We start from the raw sequence: 16,245 nt of genomic DNA, 5'->3' as shown, positions 1-16,245 counted from the left end.
GGGGACCGGCGCTCAGTCGGCCGGGCGCATCTTCTTGACTTCTTCGTTCGTGGGCTGCACCTTGGCGCCGTCCACGTAGCGGTAGTCGACCATCACTCCCTTGCCACCCTCGTTCTTGGTGCGGCCCACGTAGCCGCCCATGGTGGACTGGTTGTCCTCGGGGCGGTAGGTGATGCGGCCGAACGGTGTGGGCACCTGCAGGCCCTTGAAGGCGACAACGAGCTTTTCGGTGTCGGTGGAGCCGGCCTTCTTGATGCCTTCGGCCAGCGACTTGATGGCGCTGTAGCCGACCACCGAGCCCAGGCGCGGGTAGTCGTTGAACTTGCCTTGGTAAGCCGTTTGGAAGGCCTTGTGCTCGGGCGTCTGCAGGCCGTACCAGGGGTAGCCGGTCACGATCCAGCCATTCGGTGCCTCGTCCTTGAGCGGGTCCATGTACTCGGGTTCGCCGGTCAGCAGGCTGACCACTTCACGGTCCTTGAACAGGCCACGCGTGTTGCCTTCGCGCACGAACTTGGACAGGTCGGCACCGAACAGCACGTTGAAGATCGCGTCGGGCTTGGCATCGGCCAGGGCCTGCACCACGCTGCCCGAGTCGACCTTGCCCAGCGGGGGCGCCTGCTCGACGACGAATTCCACGTCCGGCTGGGCCGCCTTGAGCAATTGCTTGAAGGTGGCCACGGCCGACTGGCCGTATTCGTAGTTGGGGTAGACCAGCGCCCAGCGCTTCTTCTTGAGGGCCACGGCCTCGGGCACCATCATCGACACCTGCATGTAGGTCGAGGGGCGCAGGCGGTAGGTGTAGCGGTTGCCGTTCTGCCAGACGATCTTGTCGGTCAGCGGCTCGCCGGCCAGGAAGAAGAATTTCTTTTGCTTGGCGAAGTCGGTGAGCGCCAGGCCCACGTGCGAGAGAAAGGAGCCGGTGAGCACATCCACCTTCTCGCGCGAGACCAGTTCCTCGGCGGCGCGCACGGCATCGCCGGGGTTGCCGTTGTCGTCGCGGATCACGAGCTGGACCTTCTTGCCCAGCAGGCCGCCCGCGGCGTTGATCTCGTCCACGGCCAGCTCCATGCCCTTCTTGTAGGGCTCCAGGAAGGCGGGCTGGGCCTTGTAGCTGTTGATCTCACCGATCTTGATGACATCCTGGGCCATCGCGGGAGCGATGGTGGCGGCCAGCGCGGCAGCGGCCGTAGCACGCATGAGGGTCTTAAGCATCGTCATGGAAACACTCCTGATGGATTGGATGGGAGAGAAACAGCGGTGGCAAACAGTATGCGGGAGACTGGGGGTCACGGGTGTGGCGGTGCGCTCAGCGCAGGCCGTCCTTGCCCTGGATTTCTGCGGTAGTGAGCCCGCCGATGCGCGGCAGCGGGCGGCCACCGGCCGTGACCACCACCGCCACCACGATTTCATTGGCGCGTGGTGCATCGGCCACACGGGCCTCCATGGCATCGAAGTGGCTGCGCACATAGGCGGCGTCCTTGTGGCCCAGCGGCACGTCGATGGCAGCGCCCAGGCCGCCGATCTTCTTGCTCGATGGCACCAGGGCGGCGCCCTTCTCGACCGCCACGCGCAGCGGCGCGCCCAGCTTGGGGTGCAGGATGGCGGCGGCGTGTTCGAGCTCGCCGCCCTCGCCCACGATGGCGGCCTTGCCATAGCTCTCGGCCTGGCCAGGGGCAATGCCCAGGGCGCGCACGCAGCGCTCGCCGAGCAGGCCGCCGAGCTCTTCGCCGATGGCGATCAGCTCGTCGAGGTTTTCCGCGTAGCGGCCAGCAAAAGGATTCTCGATGACGGCCATGGCCAGGGCCTTGCGCACGGGCGGGTTCACCTCGCGGCCCATTTCCACGCGCACTTCGTCGGTCTGGACGATGATTTTCCGGATCTTGGCTGGCATGTGTGCTCCTTGGTCTCTCGTAGTCGTTATGGTTGGCGTGGGTTCAGCGCAGGCCGTTCCACTGGCTGATGTCGGCGGCCTTGAGCCCGCCCACGCGTGCATGGATGCGTGCGCCGGTGGTCATGGCCAGGATGAAGACGATCTCGTCAGCCCGCGGCGCGCCGGGCACACGCACCTCGATGGCGTCGAAATGGCTGCGCACGTAGCTGGCATTGATGTGCGTGAGCGGCACGTCGAGCGCAGCGCCCGGGCCGCCCACCTTCTTGGTCGAGGGCACGATGGACAGCGCGTTGGCAGGCTGACCGGTCTTTTCCTCGGCCTGGCCCTTGGCGTAGGCGTTGCGGTCGCCCTTCCAGCCGAGCAGCTCGCGCATGGCGTAGCCGCCCGGCACATGCCACAGCGCGCCGTGCTCCAGCTCGCCAGCGGCGCCGATGATGGCGCCCTTGCCATAGGTCGCGATGCGCTCGGCCGGCACGTCCATGGCCGCCAGCAGGCGCTGCGCCATGTCCAGGCCCACGTCCTGCAGCGCATCCATCATGGGCAGGATGTCCGCCTCGTAGCGGCCGGCATAGGGGTTGGTGAGCACAGCACCGATAGCGCCGCGCAGCAGCGGTGCACCAGTCTCGGGCCCGAATTCGTGCCGGATTTCTTCAACATGGGTGAAAACGCGTCGGATCTGAATCATGGGATGGCCTGTGCAATTCATTAAGCAAATACTGAACCAACTTCAAAAACGGCGCCGGTTTCCCGAGGGGCGGCGTGCGGCGGCGCCAGGAGTTCGGAGGCAGTCGCCATCCATTGCCCCTGGCATGAGAGCAGCGCGCACCACAGGTGCCCGCGGGACTGCAATTCTTGCGCTTTTTCAAGACCGGCCTGCAGGGCCTGGCGCACCAGGGCTTCGGGCAGGGCCGGAACCTCCACTGTCACTGGGATGGCGCCCAGGTCGCTGTCGTCCTTGACCTCGCAGGCGGGCCTGCGCTGGATGCGCGCATCCTGCACGTTCACGGCATTGGCCACCACCGTGGCCACGGCATCGGCCTGGGCCGCCGTGGCCGCCAGGATGGTGACGCTGTCGGCAATGCCCAGCGAATGGCTGCGCCCGCGCCAGCCGCTGGTCGCCACGCCGCGCACCGGCATGGTGCTCGCAAGGCGAAAGGCGCCGTCGAGCAGCAGCCCGCCCTGCAGCTGCGCCGCGTCGAGCCCGGCGATGTCGGCATACACCCCGATGCGGGCCGATTCGCCCGGCGCCAGGTGCAGCGCGATGTCGCCGCCATTGTTCACCCAGGCGCGCTGCACGCCATCCACGGTGTAGCAGGCCAGCAGCTCCTGCGCCACCGAACCCGCCACTGCGGCCATGGGCGTGATGAAGTCCTGCCGAAACGGCCGGCAGGCGCTCCACATGCGGCGCGCCACGGGGCCTTGCAGCGGGCAGTCGCCAGCGCCCACCGGCGCACGCAGCGTGGGCAGCTCGCGCACCAGCTCCTGCAGCAGGCCCTGAAAGCGCACCCAGGCACGCGCATGCGCCGCGGCCACCGCGAGCGCATCGCCCTCGGCCTGCACGAGCACGTCCATGGGGCCGTGCTGCAGGTGCCAGCGGCCGGCGGACAGCAGTTGTCGGGTGGCTTGCATGGTGGTGTGCCTTCAACCCAGCAGCGGCGGCTGGCCCAGGGGCCAGGGGTTGGTCGCCGGCAGTACCAGCCACGCAACCGACTGCGGCGCACCATCGTTGTGCCAGGCACCGCGGTCGAGCACCTCGCGCAGGCTGCGCACCTGGTCCATGTGGCCACCCAGTAGCGCGTAGTCGCTGCGGCGCATGCTGAATTCGATGGGCGCCACGATGGCCGGCGTGGGCACGGTGCCAAAACTGTTGTCGGGCATGCGCAGCACGTCGGCCATCACCGTGATGCCGCCACCGGGCCAGACATAGGCCGGCGCACCGCCGCAGGTCACGTTGACCAGCGCATTCTTGATGGAGCGCGTGAGCAGCACCGGGTTCTCGGTGACGCCCGCACGCAGGCTGCCGCCGGCGCCACCGAGGAACAGCACCGAGGTCATCGAGGGTTCGCAGTTCTCGCCGATGCGGTCGACGATGCGGCGCACCTCGGCGGGCATCTCGGCTTCCACCGGATTCAGCGATTCGTCGAGCACATACCAGCTGGCGTGCTCGCCGGTGGTCGAGGTCATCAACAGGCGCAGGCCGGGCCAGGCCACCGCTTCGTCCCAGGTCTCGATGATGGACAGCGGGTCGGCGATGTCGGTGCCGCCCCAGCCCGTGCCGGGGTTGGCCACCTGGAAGTAGCGGCCCGGCGTGGACTTGCGCCCGCGCATCTTGATGCCCGAGGACTTCATGTCCAGGCAGCGGCCAGCCTGGTGCTCGGTGAGCACGCCGGTGATGTGGTCGTCCACGACCACCACCTCGTCGGCCTGGCCGAAGAACTGGCGCGCAAAGATGCCGATGGCGGCCGAGCCGCAGCCCACGCGCATGCGCTGCTCGGCCACGCCATTGACGATGGGCGCGTGCCCGGCCTGGATGACCAGTTGCGAGCCGCCATCGATGGTGAGCTCAACCGCCTGCTTGTTGCCCAAGAGCTGCATCATCTCGTTGGCGATGCGCCCTTCCTTCTTGCTGCCGCCCGTGAGGTGGTGCACGCCGCCGAGCGAGAGCATCTGCGAGCCATACTCAGCCGTGGTGACATGGCCTACGACCTCGCCCTTGCAGCGCACGTTGGCCTGCTCGGGGCCGAGAAAGCGGTCGGTGTCGATCTTCACCTTGAAGCTGCAGTAGCTGAAGATGCCTTCGGTGACCACGGTGACCATGTCCACGCCATCGACCTGGGAACCGACAATGAAGGGCGCAGGCTTGTAGTCGGGGTAGGTGGTGGAGGAGCCCACGCCGGTGACGAAGACCTCCTCGGTCAGCAGCAGGTCGCCGCTCCAGGCGGGCTGCTCAGCCGGGGCATCCTGGCCGTCGGCACCCGCGTCGGCAGCACGGCCCGCAAAAGGCACCAGCACGGCCTCGCCGTCCGCCATGGTCTTGCGCAGCAGCACCACCGGGTCGACCCGCACCAGCACGCCGGCCTGGTTGGCATAGCGGTCGCAGGCGCCGCTGCGGCCTTCGGAGATCTGGCACAGCACGGGGCAGGCGTTGCACTCCACCTTGGCCGTGTTCATGCGTTCATTGCGCGGCCGGGCGCGCTCGAGCACCTGGGGCAGCTCGGGTGTGTCCATGCCTGGAAGGCCGTCGGTCTTGGTGTGTTCAGTCATCGTGGCAACCCATTCCTCGCACCGTTTTCTGTGCTTGTACGTTCATGGCGTTTTGTGTAGCATTCACTTAACTTAAATGTTGTGATCACTACATTTGAGGCGAATGTAGCGCAATCATTCGCAGTCCGCAATAGTGTTTGCGCGCCCCCTGAAATGGTGCACAAGGAGCCCCAAAATGACGCACGTAGTCACAGACGCATGCATTCGGTGCAAGTACACCGATTGCGTGGATGTATGCCCGGTCGATTGCTTCAAGGAGGGGCCGGAATACCTGGTGATCGACCCCGACGAATGCATCGACTGTGCGGTCTGCATCCCCGAGTGCCCGGCCAATGCCATCTATGCCGAGGACGACCTGCCGCCGGGCATGGAAATCTTCATCCAGTTCAACAAAAAGCTGGCTCCGGGACTGCCCACTATCACCAAAAGAAAACCGCCTTTGCCAGATGCGGAACAATGGAGGGTTGTGAGCCACAAGCTTTCCGGGCTGGACGTCACCTACTGACGCCTGCGCCCCAGCCTTTCAGCCAGCTTTTCGCCCCATTTCTCAACTTTTAGCCGACGTTACGACCATGAGCGCCTTTCTTGAAGAACGCGTCCTCTCCGTCAACCATTTGACGGACCGCCTTTTTTCCTTCACCACCACGCGCGACACCGCGCTGCGGTTCTCCAATGGCCATTTCACGATGATCGGCCTGCGCGTGAACGGCAAGCCGTTGCTGCGCGCCTACAGCATCGCCAGCGCCAACTACGAAGAGCACCTGGAGTTCCTGTCGATCAAGGTGCCCGACGGCCCACTGACCTCGCGCCTGCAGAACATCCAGGTGGGCGACGCCATTGTCGTCGGCAAGAAGCCCACGGGCACCCTGCTGATTGATTACCTGCTGCCCGCCAAGCGCCTGTACATGCTCTCCACGGGCACCGGCCTGGCGCCCTTCCTGAGCCTGATCCGCGACCCCGAAACCTACGAAAAGTTCGAGGAAGTGGTGCTGGTGCATGGCGTGCGCGAAGTCCAGGAACTGGCCTACCACGACTACATCACCGAAGAATTGCCCAAGCACGAGTTCCTGGGCGAGATGGTGAGCAAGCAGCTCAAGTACTACCCCACGGTAACGCGCGAGGAGTTCAAGCACCAGGGCCGCGTGACCACCGTGATCGAAAACGGCCAACTCGCACGCGACCTGGGCCTGCCGGCCCTGAACCCGGTGGAAGACCGGGTGATGATCTGCGGCAGCCCCGAGATGCTGCGCGACCTCAAGCACATGATGGAAGTGCGCGGCTTCAAGGAAGGCAACACCACCAAGCCCGGCGACTTCGTGATTGAGCGCGCCTTCGCGGAGCAGTAATATCCCCGGCAGGCCCGGTCCCTGCATGGCAGGGGCTGCCCTGCCACCCAACGGATCATCCATGTCGGCCACACCCACCAAGACCCGGACTGCTTCCACCCGCGCCCCCTCCGCCCGCCGCACCGGCGTGCGCGAGCAGGCGGCACAAACCACGCGCGACAACATCCTCAAGGCGGCGATCAAGGTGTTCGCACGCTACGGCTACGAAGGCGGCAGCGTGGAGAAGATCTCCAAGGCCGCCAAGTCCTTCGACCGGATGATCTACTACTACTTCGGCAGCAAGGAAGGTCTCTTCATCGAGGTGCTCGAAGAGATCTACCGGCGCATGAACGACGCCGAGACGGCGCTGGACATCCGGCTCGAAACCCCGGTCGAAGCGCTCAAGTCCGTGGTCCGCTTCGTGAGCCAGTACTACCGCAAGCACCCCGAGTTTGTCACGCTGCTCAACACCGAGAACCTGCACAAGGGCAAGCACATCTCCAAGTCGATGCGCGCGCGCGAGTATTCCTCGCCCGCCGTCTCGGTGATCGAGCAGGTGCTGGCCGCGGGCGTGGCCAGCCAGGAGTTCCGCGCCGACCTGCGCGCGCGCGACCTGTACCTGCTGATCGCCTCGATGGGCTACTTCTACCAGTCCAACCGCTACACGCTCTCGGCCTTCCTGGGCGAGGACATCGACCAGCCCGAGGCCGTGGCGCACTGGGACGAGTTCATGATCGATACCGTGCTCAGGACCGTGCGGGCTTCCTGAGGCGCCAGAAGCGCGCTCCCTGGGGCTGACGGCCCCGATCTTGCGTGGCGCTTTGCGCGTCCGCTCCCCATCCGCGCGATCAGGGAGAGGGCGCAGCCTGCCTGCCTCGCCGCACTTTCGATTGGCGTCGCGGCAGCACGTTGCAGTGCTTGCCAGCTTGCACGACGCGGGCCTATTATGTAGTATTCACTACACGAATTGCAGCCCCACGATCGCCGCAGTTTGCCCCTACATCCCTCCCCCCGACTGGAACCTTCCATGGCAGACCTCTCCACCACTGCAACCTCCGGCAAAGTCGTCATCAAGAACATCGGCCTGCTGCTCTCGGGCGACCTGGAACGCCCCATCCTCGACGCCGACACCATCGTCGTGAACGACGGCCTCATCGTGGCCGTGGGCCGCGAGAAGGACTGCGACACCGAGCACGCGCGCACCACCATCGACGCGCGCCAGACCTGCGTGGCCCCCGGCCTGATCGACAGCCACGTACACCCCGTCTTCGGCGACTGGACTCCGCGCCAGAACCAGATCGGCTGGATCGACTCGACCATGAACGGCGGCGTCACCACCATGGTGTCGGCCGGCGAGGTACACCTGCCCGGCCGGCCCAAGGACATCGTGGGCCTGAAGGCCCTGGCCATCACCGCGCAGCGCGCGTTCGACAACTTCCGCCCCGGCGGCGTGAAGGTGATCGCGGGCGCGCCCATCATCGAGAAGGGCATGGTCGAGCAGGACTTCAAGGACATGGCCGATGCCGGTGTGACCCTGCTCGGCGAAGTGGGCCTGGGCACCGTGAAGGCCGGTTACGAGGCCCAGCAGATGGTGGCCTGGGCGCGCAAGTACGGCATCCAGAGCACCATCCACACCGGCGGGCCGTCCATCCCCGGCTCAGGACTGATCGACAAGGATGTGGTGCTGGAGGCCGATGCCGACGTGATCGGCCACATCAACGGCGGCCACACCTCGTTGCCGTGGAAGCATGTCTGCGAGCTGTGCGAAAAATCCTCGCGCGCCATCGAGCTGGTGCACAACGGCAACGAGAAGATCGCCATCGAGGCCGCACGCGCCGCCATGGAACTCAAGTGCCCGCACCGCGTGATCCTGGGCACCGACGGGCCTGCGGGCTCGGGCGTGCAACCGCTGGGCATGCTGCGCATGATTGCGCTGATCGCAAGCTTCGCCAATATCCCGGCCGAGCTGGTGTTCTGCTTTGCCACCGGCAACACGGCCCGCATCCGCAACCTCAACTGCGGGCTGATCGAGCCGGGCCGCGCGGCGGACTTCGTGTTCATGGACCGCGCCCAGCACACGGCCGGCGCCACGCTGCTCGAAAGCGTGCAGCTGGGCGACATCCCTGGCATCGGCATGGTGATGATCGATGGCCTGGTGCGCTGCGGCCGCAGCCGCAACACGCCGCCCGCCACCGAAATCCCCGTGGTGCTCTGAGCCCCGGCCTGAACGCCTTCAGCACACGCCCTTTATTGCCTGCGCAGGCCCACGCGCCTGCGCCCCCTTTTCTTTGTACTGATGGAGTTCCTCCCATGAAAGCAATCGTCGCCGTCAAGCGCGTGGTCGACTACAACGTCAAAGTCCGAGTCAAGTCGGACCAAACGGGTGTGGACATCGCCAACGTGAAGATGAGCATGAACCCCTTTGACGAAATCGCCGTCGAAGAGGCCGTGCGCCTGAAAGAAAAAGGCCTGGTGACCGAAGTCATCGCCGTCTCCTGCGGCGTGGCCCAGTGCCAGGAAACCCTGCGCACCGCCATGGCCATTGGCGCCGACCGCGCCATCCTGGTGGAAACCGACGTCGAACTGCAGCCCCTGGCCGTGGCCAAGATCCTCAAAGCCCTGGTCGACAAGGAACAGCCAGGCCTCGTGATCCTGGGCAAGCAGGCCATCGACGACGACGCCAACCAGACCGGCCAGATGCTCGCCGCTTTGGCCGACCTGCCCCAGGCCACCTTCGCCAGCAAGGTGGAACTGTCTGCCGACAAGGTCAGCGTGACCCGCGAAGTCGACGGCGGCCTGGAAACCCTGGCCCTGACCCTGCCCGCAGTCATCACCACCGACCTGCGCCTGAACGAGCCCCGCTACGTCACCTTGCCCAACATCATGAAGGCCAAGAAGAAGCAGCTCGATACCCTCAAGCCCGAAGACCTGGGTGTGGACGTCACGCCGCGCCTCAAGACCCTCAAGGTCACCGAGCCCGCCAAGCGCGGTGCCGGCGTCAAGGTGGCCGATGTCGCCGCCCTGGTCGAGAAACTCAAGAACGAAGCGAAGGTGATCTAAATGTCGGTACTCGTTATTGCTGAACACGACAACGCCGCCGTCAAGGGCGCCACCCTGAACACCGTGACCGCCGCCATTGCCTGCGGCGGCGACGTCCACGTGCTGATCGCTGGCCACAATGCCGGTGCTGCAGCCCAATCCGCCGCACAAATCGCGGGTGTGGCCAAGGTGATCCATGCGGATGCCCCCGGCCTGGAACACGGCCTGGCCGAGAACGTGGCCGCGCAAGTCCTGGCCATCGCCTCCAACTACAGCCATATCCTGTTCCCCGCGACCGCCAGCGGCAAGAACGTGGCCCCCCGCGTGGCCGCCAAGCTCGACGTCGCCCAGATCAGCGACATCACCAAGGTGGTCAGCCCCGACACCTTCGAGCGCCCCATCTACGCCGGCAACGCGATTGCCACCGTGCAGAGCAGTGACGCCACCAAGGTCATCACCGTGCGCACCACGGGGTTTGACCCGGCAGCAGCATCCGGTGGCAGTGCCGCCACCGAAACCTCCGCCGCCACGGCGGATACGGGCAAGAGCGTCTTTGTGGACAGCGAGATCGCCAAGAGCGACCGCCCCGAGCTGACCGCCGCCAAGATCATCGTCTCCGGTGGCCGGGCCCTGGGCAGCAAGGAAAAGTTCGACGAAGTGATGACCCCCCTGGCCGACAAGCTCGGCGCCGCCCTGGGTGCCAGCCGCGCGGCGGTGGATGCGGGCTACGCACCCAACGACTGGCAAGTGGGCCAGACCGGCAAGATCGTGGCGCCGCAGTTGTACATCGCAGCGGGTATCTCGGGGGCCATCCAGCATCTGGCGGGGATGAAGGACTCCAAGGTGATCGTGGCGATCAACAAGGATGCCGAGGCGCCGATCTTCAGTGTGGCCGACTATGGGCTGGAGGCGGACTTGTTTGCGGCGGTGCCGGAGCTGGTCAAGGCGCTGTGATCAGGCCTGCCACAGCTCAATAGCCGTTGGCCACGCGCACCGCGCCCGCAGGGGCGTTGGTGTACGCGCCACCGCCGTTCGGGCGGCTGTCGCGCTCGTGGTCGATGCGGTAGCCCTTGCCCTGCAGCGCCACGGGCGTGCCCACGGCCGGGGGCTGGGCGCGCGTGAAGCGGCGCAGCGACCCATCGTCCATGCGGACCGCCACCTGGTACACCGTGCGGGTGCGCGAGCGCTGCTCCACCTGGTGGCCCACATAGCCGCCGCCCACGGCGCCCAGTACCGTGGCGGCCGTGCGGCCATTGCCCTTGCCGATCTGGTTGCCTACCACCGCGCCGAGCACGCCGCCCGCGACCGCACCCACACCGGTGGCGGGCTCGGCCTGCTGGATGGCCTGCACCGATTCGACCCGGCCGCAGGTGTTGCACACCGGCGCGCGCTGCACCATCGGTGTCGTGCCGCCGGCCAGGTTCGCGCGCTGGGGCTGGAATGGCTCGGGCATGGGCGCAGGCGCGCGCTGGACCGGGGCCCCAGCCTGGGGTTGCACCAGGCCCAGCGGCGGCTGGGCGGGAACCCCCTGCAGCGATTCGGCCACCACGGCAGGGCTGGCCGCCGTTGCGGCGGCGGCAGGCCCCTCGGCGGGACGGTGCTGCACCACCAGCGTGGTACCCAGGGCCACCACACATGCCCCCAGGGAGGCGATGGCGACCCACATCCACTTCATGGGCGAAGTGGTGGAAGGCACTGTGCGCACATCGGACGGCTGCAAGGTGATCGGGCTGTTCATGGTGTTTCCTTTCGCGCGCGTGCGCGCCATTTTTTATTCATTGGTTCGTTTGTGTGCCGGGGCCGTCGCTCAATGCACAACGCAGCCCATGGACGCACGGTATACAGGCAATGGTGCCGGGCTTTGTCTGCTTTGTAAGGGTCGGTAAGAAGTGCTGCCAGCGCCCCGCAAGGCGCAGAGCCCAGCAGCAGACAATTGCCGTTGCTTACAGCGCCAAGCGACACGCGCCTGCCCGCCCATTCAAGGCACGGGTGCCACATCCGCGCCGGCCTGGGGCACGGGATCCGCCGGGGCGCGGCGCCGACGGACCTGCAGCCCGGCCTCGTCCAGCGCGCGCGCACAACTGGCTGCGAACAACAGCACGGCCGACGAAAAATAGATCCACATCAGCAGCACCACCAGCGATCCGGCCGCCCCATAGGCCGAGACGACCGCCGCCGTGGAGAGGTACCAGGCCAGCAGTTGCTTGCCAATGGTGAACAGGGTGGCGCCCACCACCGCGCCGGCGATCAGGCAGCGCAGCGGCGGCTTGCGCCCCGTGCCGATGCGCATCAACCCCACGAACAGCGCCACCGCGAAGCCGAAGGCCACCACCTCATTGACGACCTGCAGGATGGGGCCGAGCGGTGCGATGGAGAGCCGGGCACCGGCCCAGCCAGCGAACAAGTTGATGAGCGTGGACAGGGTGAGGGACACCAGCAGCAGGAAGCCGATGGCCAGCACATAGGCCAGGCCACGCAGGCGCAGCGAGGCCATGTGCCACCACGCGGCGCGCGAAGGGTCCGGCTCCGAGCCCTGCCACAGACGCGCCAGCGTCGACTGCAGCTCCACGAACACCCCGGTGGCGCCCGAGAGCAGCACCACGAAACCGATCAGCGATGCGAGACGCCCTTCGGAAGGCTCCTGGGCACTGGCCAGGGCCTGGCGCATGACGTCGGCCACGCGCTCGCCCATCACCGACTGCACCTGGTTCAGCAGGCTGCTTTCCAGGTAGCTGCGGTCCAGCCACCAACCCAACACCCCCACCAGCAACAGCAGCAGCGGCGCCAGGCTCAGCATGCCGTAGAAGGACATGGCGGCGCTCATGCGCAGGCCGTCGGCGTCGAGCCATAACTGCACCGCGCGCCACAGCGGCATCACGGGCTGCACCAGGGGTTTGAGGCGCTCGGTGGCGCGCTGGATGCGATCGGAAATGCTCATGCGCTGAGCATAGGAGGCCGGGCGGCGGATTTCCACCGGCCGGGCACGGAAGCCACTGTAGGCGCTGTCCCACAGGCGGCTGGGTCCATGTGCCACTTGTGGCAGGCTCCTGCCATCTTTCCAGGAGCCCCGTCCATGCATGCCCCCAGCCTGTCCCGACTGCGAACCGTCCTGCAGGACCACGTTGACCGTGGCATCCTGCCCGGCGCGGTGGCGTTGGTACACCACCGCGGCCAGACGCTGCTGCACGATGCCCTGGGCGCCCAGGCGCCCGGCGCAGGCGCACCGGCCATGGCAGCGGATTCGATCTTCCGCATCTATTCCATGACCAAGCCCGTGGTGTCGCTGGTCGCGCTGATGCTCATGGAGGAGGGGCGCCTGCCCCTGTCCCACCCCGTGGCGCGCTACCTGCCCACATTTGCCGGCCAGGGCGTGTTCGACCCAGCGACGGGGGGCACCACCGCCGTTCGGCGTGAGGCCACGGTGCATGACCTGCTGCGCCACACGGCGGGGCTGAGCTATGCCTGGGACACCGGCCCGGTGGCCCAGGCCTATCAAGCGGCACGCATCGGCTCGCGCCGCGACGGCAATGCCGTGCTCGCCAAGGCCATCGGGCCCCTGCCCCTGCTGCACCAGCCCAGCAGCTGCTGGGAATACAGCCGAGCCACCGATGTGCTGGGCGCGCTGCTGGAAGTGGTGGAGGACGAGCCCCTGGGCGCGATCCTGCAACGCCGCGTGTTCGGCCCGCTGCAGATGCACGACACCGGTTTTCACGTGCCGGCGGATCAGTTGCACCGCCTGGCCGAGCCTTTCGCGCGCGACCCGCAGACCGGCGCCGAGGTGGCACTCAACGACGTGTCGCGCCCGGCCACCTTCGAATCGGGCGGCGGCGGGTTGGTGTCCACGGCCGGCGACTACGCGCGTTTTGCGCGCCTGCTGCTGGCCGGCGGCACGCTCGATGGCGTGCGCCTGGCCAGCCGCGCCACCGTGGCCTTCATGGCGGCCGACCATCTGGGCGACAGCATCCCGGCGGCCGGGGACATCCTGCCCGAGGGCTACGGCTTTGGCCTGGGCGTGGCCGTGCGCCGCAGCGCCGGCCTGGCGCCCCATGCCGCCTCGGTGGGCCAGTACGGCTGGAGCGGCATGGGCGGCACCTTCTTCCTGGTGGACCCGGCCGAGGACCTGGTGGCCATCTTGCTCACCCAGGCGCCCGGCCAGCTGCGCTACCTGTGCGAGCTGTACCCGGCGCTGGTCTACGCGGCGCTGTAGCAACCACAGGGCCCTGCTTTAAACTCGCCCCCCAAGGGGCAAGAAAAGAATATGCAGATTCGCTGTGCACTGGTCGGCATGCCCGGCTCGGGCAAATCCACCGTCGGCAGGCAGCTGGCGCACCGCACGGGCGTGCCGTTCATCGACCTGGACCACCGGCTCGAGGAAACGCTGGGCACCAGCATCCGCCAGTTCTTCGAGGAACATGGCGAGGCGCGCTTTCGCGACCTGGAGGCCCAGGAACTCGCCAAGGCCGCTGCCCAGCCCGGGGGCATGGTGCTGTCGACCGGCGGCGGCGCCGTGCTGCGTCGCGAGAACCGCGACGTGCTGCGCGCCATGGGCCCGGTGCTCTACCTGCGCGCTTCGCCCGAAGAGATCTACAAGCGCGTCAAGCACGACCGTACCCGCCCCTTGCTGCAGGGCGGCAACCCCATGGACAAGCTGCGCGCCCTGTACGGACAGCGCGATGGCCTGTACCGCGAGACGGCGCACTACGTGATCGAAACCGGCCGCCCCACGGTACACATGCTGGTCAACATGATCATGATGCAGCTCGAAATGGCCGCCAGCGCCGACACCGGTGCCGATCAGGCGCCACAGTAGCCCCGATCCGCTGCTGACGACGCTCAGCGCAACGGCGCCGAGTCGCTCCAGTGGAAATGCACCCGCGGCTGGATGTCCGCGATCTCGGTGCGCAGCAGCGCGGCCAGCCGGGCGGCCTCGCGCTGGGTGAGCCGCGCCACCGTGGTCGACAGGCTGATGGCCGCGAACGCCCGCCCGCCCGCATCCACCACCGCATGGCCCACGGCCGCGGTATTGGTGTTCAGGCAACCGCCGCTGCGCGCATAGCCCAGGGCCTGGGTCTGCGCGAGCAACTGGCGCAGGGCCGGCCCGTCCAGCCCGCCGTAGCGCCCCAAGGTAGGCGCATTGGCCTGCATGGCCGCGTCGATGAATTCTGCGTCCTGCGCCGCCATCAGGGCCAGCCCGGCCGCGCCCACGCCCAGCGGGCGGCGCCCGCCCACGGTCACGCTCAGGGGCGGGTCGAGCCGCTGCACGTTGGTGTGGGCGTAGCAGACGGCCTCGTGCCCGCTGAGCACGAACAGGTAGGCCGCGTAGCCCGTGGCATCGGCCAGGCGCTGCAGATTGGCCGTGAACAGGGGCGCCACGTCGTGCCGCCCGCGCGCAGCCAGGCCATGCTCGAACGGGCGGCGGCCCAGCACGTAGCCGCGCCCCTCGGGCAACGCGGCCACCAGGCGCGCCGCCATCATGTCCTGCAGCAGCCGGTGTACGGTGGGGTGCGGTATGCCGGACTGGCGCGCGATGTCGGACAGCGACAGCCCGCGCGCGTCGTAGCGCGAGAGCTGGTCGAGGATGCGCAGCACGCGGTCGAGCACCAGGGTGGCCATGTTTGTCCATTCAGTGGAAAGAACGATTGTAGGAAACCGCAGGCCGGCCAAGAATGGCGGCATTCCTATAACCATCCTCGGAGACACCCGAACATGACCGCTTTCGACCGCCCCCACACCACCCGCCGCACCCTGCTGTGTACCGCCGCAGCCGCCACCGTGCTCGGTCTGGCCACCGGCCCGCTGGCCGCGCAGGAGGCCGCCTTCCCGGCCAAGCCCATCCGCTTCGTCGTGCCCTATGCCCCCGGCGGCACCACCGACCTGGTGGCGCGCACCGTGGGTGCCCACATGGCGCAGACCCTGGGCCAGCCGGTCATCATCGACAACCGCGCGGGTGCGGGCGGCAACATCGGCATGGACGCCGTGGCCAAGGCCGCGCCCGACGGCTACACCGTGGGCATGGGCGCCATCTCCACGAATGCGCTGAACCCGCACATCTACAAGAAGATGCCCTTCGACCCGCGCAAGGACTTCACGGCGGTGGGCCTGCTGGGCAACTCCACCATCGTGCTCGAGGCCGGCCCCGCCCTGCCCGTGAAAAACGTGGCCGAGCTGCTGGCCCACCTGCGCAAGAACCCCGGCCTGCCGTACGCCACGGCCGGTGCCGGCACTTCCATGCACCTGGCGGGCGTGCTCTTCGCCCAGACCAGCAAGACCGACCTGGTACACGTGCCCTACAAGGGCAGCGCGCCACTGATCACCGACCTGATCGGCGGCCAGGTGCCGATCGCGTTCGACAACCTGCCCGCCTCGCTGCCGCACATCCAGGCCGGCAAGCTGCGCGCCCTGGCCGTGGCCGGCGCCCAGCGTTCGCCGGCCCTGCCCGACGTGCCCACACTGGCCGAGGCCGGCCTGCCCGACTATGCGGTCGAGCCCTGGTTCGGCGTCTACGGCCCGGCCGGCCTGCCGGCTGCCGTGGCCCAGCGCCTGAACAAGGCCTTGGCAGACGCCCTGGCCGACCCCGCCGTCAAGGACAAGCTTCTGGCTGCGGGCTTCACGCCGCGCAGCGCCAGCGTGGCTGACTTCGACGCCCTGACCAGGCGCGAATACGAGCGCCTGGGCAAGGTCGCCCACAGTGCGCAGATGAGCGCCGACTGATCTTTTTCTCTCTTT

General features: G+C 67.5%; 17 protein-coding genes. 9 read left to right on the top strand and 8 right to left on the bottom strand.

Going from position 1 to position 16,245, the window contains the following annotated elements; all coding sequences use genetic code 11:
• Positions 1–12: 12 nt before the first annotated feature.
• The 5 genes from AC0IZS_RS09935 to AC0IZS_RS09915 all read right to left on the bottom strand — a co-directional run bounded on the left by AC0IZS_RS09935 (position 13) and on the right by AC0IZS_RS09915 (position 5,155).
• A complete protein-coding gene (locus AC0IZS_RS09935; protein WP_471639493.1) occupies positions 13–1,212 on the bottom strand; it encodes an ABC transporter substrate-binding protein in 1,200 nt (399 codons plus the stop codon).
• Between the two features lie 94 nt (positions 1,213–1,306).
• Positions 1,307–1,891, bottom strand: a complete 585-nt coding sequence (locus AC0IZS_RS09930; protein ID WP_471635487.1) for an amino acid synthesis family protein — start codon at positions 1,889–1,891, stop codon at positions 1,307–1,309.
• Between the two features lie 43 nt (positions 1,892–1,934).
• The gene (locus AC0IZS_RS09925; protein WP_471635486.1) at positions 1,935–2,576 is read right to left on the bottom strand and encodes an amino acid synthesis family protein; all 642 of its coding nucleotides are present in this window, start codon (positions 2,574–2,576) and stop codon (positions 1,935–1,937) included.
• Positions 2,577–2,596: 20 nt separating this feature from the next.
• Positions 2,597–3,520 carry a UPF0280 family protein gene (locus AC0IZS_RS09920; protein ID WP_471635485.1) on the bottom strand — a complete coding sequence of 308 codons (924 nt, stop codon included), beginning with the start codon at positions 3,518–3,520 and terminating at the stop codon, positions 2,597–2,599.
• Positions 3,521–3,532: 12 nt separating this feature from the next.
• Positions 3,533–5,155, bottom strand: coding sequence for a 6-hydroxynicotinate reductase (locus AC0IZS_RS09915; RefSeq protein WP_471635484.1), 1,623 nt, complete (start codon positions 5,153–5,155; stop codon positions 3,533–3,535).
• A 175-nt stretch (positions 5,156–5,330) separates the two neighbouring features.
• Between AC0IZS_RS09915 and fdxA the strand changes: the two genes are divergently transcribed.
• The 6 genes from fdxA to AC0IZS_RS09885 all read left to right on the top strand — a co-directional run bounded on the left by fdxA (position 5,331) and on the right by AC0IZS_RS09885 (position 10,473).
• Positions 5,331–5,660 carry a ferredoxin FdxA gene (fdxA, locus tag AC0IZS_RS09910; protein WP_471635483.1) on the top strand — a complete coding sequence of 110 codons (330 nt, stop codon included), beginning with the start codon at positions 5,331–5,333 and terminating at the stop codon, positions 5,658–5,660.
• 67 nt (positions 5,661–5,727) lie between these two features.
• Complete coding sequence (locus AC0IZS_RS09905; protein WP_471635482.1) at positions 5,728–6,501, top strand: ferredoxin--NADP reductase; 774 nt, start codon at positions 5,728–5,730, stop codon at positions 6,499–6,501.
• A gap of 61 nt (positions 6,502–6,562) precedes the next feature.
• Positions 6,563–7,249, top strand: coding sequence for a TetR/AcrR family transcriptional regulator (locus tag AC0IZS_RS09900; protein ID WP_436176374.1), 687 nt, complete (start codon positions 6,563–6,565; stop codon positions 7,247–7,249).
• A gap of 258 nt (positions 7,250–7,507) precedes the next feature.
• Entirely contained in the window at positions 7,508–8,695 is a 1,188-nt protein-coding gene (locus AC0IZS_RS09895) for an amidohydrolase family protein (RefSeq protein WP_471635481.1), read from the top strand.
• A gap of 95 nt (positions 8,696–8,790) precedes the next feature.
• Positions 8,791–9,540 (top strand): electron transfer flavoprotein subunit beta/FixA family protein, encoded by a 750-nt coding sequence (locus AC0IZS_RS09890; RefSeq protein WP_471635480.1) that lies wholly within the window; start codon positions 8,791–8,793, stop codon positions 9,538–9,540.
• Positions 9,541–10,473, top strand: coding sequence for an electron transfer flavoprotein subunit alpha/FixB family protein (locus tag AC0IZS_RS09885; protein WP_471635479.1), 933 nt, complete (start codon positions 9,541–9,543; stop codon positions 10,471–10,473).
• A gap of 16 nt (positions 10,474–10,489) precedes the next feature.
• Here AC0IZS_RS09885 and AC0IZS_RS09880 read toward each other — a convergent pair whose 3' ends face one another.
• Both AC0IZS_RS09880 and AC0IZS_RS09875 read right to left on the bottom strand, forming a co-directional pair.
• Positions 10,490–11,257: an outer membrane lipoprotein gene (locus tag AC0IZS_RS09880; RefSeq protein ID WP_471635478.1), complete on the bottom strand. Its 768-nt coding sequence runs from the start codon at positions 11,255–11,257 to the stop codon at positions 10,490–10,492.
• A gap of 240 nt (positions 11,258–11,497) precedes the next feature.
• On the bottom strand, positions 11,498–12,457 hold the full coding sequence (locus AC0IZS_RS09875; protein WP_471635477.1) for a YihY/virulence factor BrkB family protein: 960 nt from the start codon (positions 12,455–12,457) through the stop codon (positions 11,498–11,500).
• Between the two features lie 135 nt (positions 12,458–12,592).
• Here AC0IZS_RS09875 and AC0IZS_RS09870 point away from each other — a divergent pair, with 135 nt between their 5' ends.
• Together AC0IZS_RS09870 and AC0IZS_RS09865 are read left to right on the top strand one after the other, a co-directional pair.
• Complete coding sequence (locus AC0IZS_RS09870) at positions 12,593–13,726, top strand: serine hydrolase domain-containing protein (protein ID WP_471635476.1); 1,134 nt, start codon at positions 12,593–12,595, stop codon at positions 13,724–13,726.
• Positions 13,727–13,777: 51 nt separating this feature from the next.
• Positions 13,778–14,329, top strand: coding sequence for a shikimate kinase (locus AC0IZS_RS09865; protein WP_471635475.1), 552 nt, complete (start codon positions 13,778–13,780; stop codon positions 14,327–14,329).
• Positions 14,330–14,352: 23 nt separating this feature from the next.
• On the opposite strand, the gene AC0IZS_RS09860 is transcribed toward AC0IZS_RS09865, so the two are convergent.
• Positions 14,353–15,132 carry an IclR family transcriptional regulator gene (locus tag AC0IZS_RS09860; RefSeq protein ID WP_471635474.1) on the bottom strand — a complete coding sequence of 260 codons (780 nt, stop codon included), beginning with the start codon at positions 15,130–15,132 and terminating at the stop codon, positions 14,353–14,355.
• A gap of 93 nt (positions 15,133–15,225) precedes the next feature.
• Between AC0IZS_RS09860 and AC0IZS_RS09855 the strand changes: the two genes are divergently transcribed.
• A complete protein-coding gene (locus AC0IZS_RS09855; protein WP_471635473.1) occupies positions 15,226–16,230 on the top strand; it encodes a Bug family tripartite tricarboxylate transporter substrate binding protein in 1,005 nt (334 codons plus the stop codon).
• The last annotated feature ends 15 nt before the right edge of the window (positions 16,231–16,245 follow it).

The sequence above is a fragment of the Acidovorax sp. AC410 genome, assembly GCF_979253235.1.
The sequence above is the reverse complement of the archived record's forward strand: the minus strand, read 5'-3'. Positions and strand labels throughout refer to the sequence as shown.

Excerpts from the sequence above, each read along its gene's own strand:
- AC0IZS_RS09935 (WP_471639493.1), bottom strand. The coding sequence starts at position 1,212 with ATGCTTAAGACCCTCATGCGTGCTACGGCCGCTGCCGCGCTGGCCGCC.
- AC0IZS_RS09930 (WP_471635487.1), bottom strand. The coding sequence starts at position 1,891 with ATGCCAGCCAAGATCCGGAAAATCATCGTCCAGACCGACGAAGTGCGC.
- AC0IZS_RS09925 (WP_471635486.1), bottom strand. The coding sequence starts at position 2,576 with ATGATTCAGATCCGACGCGTTTTCACCCATGTTGAAGAAATCCGGCAC.
- AC0IZS_RS09920 (WP_471635485.1), bottom strand. The coding sequence starts at position 3,520 with ATGCAAGCCACCCGACAACTGCTGTCCGCCGGCCGCTGGCACCTGCAG.
- AC0IZS_RS09915 (WP_471635484.1), bottom strand. The coding sequence starts at position 5,155 with ATGACTGAACACACCAAGACCGACGGCCTTCCAGGCATGGACACACCC.
- fdxA (WP_471635483.1), top strand. The coding sequence starts at position 5,331 with ATGACGCACGTAGTCACAGACGCATGCATTCGGTGCAAGTACACCGAT.
- AC0IZS_RS09905 (WP_471635482.1), top strand. The coding sequence starts at position 5,728 with ATGAGCGCCTTTCTTGAAGAACGCGTCCTCTCCGTCAACCATTTGACG.
- AC0IZS_RS09900 (WP_436176374.1), top strand. The coding sequence starts at position 6,563 with ATGTCGGCCACACCCACCAAGACCCGGACTGCTTCCACCCGCGCCCCC.
- AC0IZS_RS09895 (WP_471635481.1), top strand. The coding sequence starts at position 7,508 with ATGGCAGACCTCTCCACCACTGCAACCTCCGGCAAAGTCGTCATCAAG.
- AC0IZS_RS09890 (WP_471635480.1), top strand. The coding sequence starts at position 8,791 with ATGAAAGCAATCGTCGCCGTCAAGCGCGTGGTCGACTACAACGTCAAA.
- AC0IZS_RS09885 (WP_471635479.1), top strand. The coding sequence starts at position 9,541 with ATGTCGGTACTCGTTATTGCTGAACACGACAACGCCGCCGTCAAGGGC.
- AC0IZS_RS09880 (WP_471635478.1), bottom strand. The coding sequence starts at position 11,257 with ATGAACAGCCCGATCACCTTGCAGCCGTCCGATGTGCGCACAGTGCCT.
- AC0IZS_RS09875 (WP_471635477.1), bottom strand. The coding sequence starts at position 12,457 with ATGAGCATTTCCGATCGCATCCAGCGCGCCACCGAGCGCCTCAAACCC.
- AC0IZS_RS09870 (WP_471635476.1), top strand. The coding sequence starts at position 12,593 with ATGCATGCCCCCAGCCTGTCCCGACTGCGAACCGTCCTGCAGGACCAC.
- AC0IZS_RS09865 (WP_471635475.1), top strand. The coding sequence starts at position 13,778 with ATGCAGATTCGCTGTGCACTGGTCGGCATGCCCGGCTCGGGCAAATCC.
- AC0IZS_RS09860 (WP_471635474.1), bottom strand. The coding sequence starts at position 15,132 with ATGGCCACCCTGGTGCTCGACCGCGTGCTGCGCATCCTCGACCAGCTC.
- AC0IZS_RS09855 (WP_471635473.1), top strand. The coding sequence starts at position 15,226 with ATGACCGCTTTCGACCGCCCCCACACCACCCGCCGCACCCTGCTGTGT.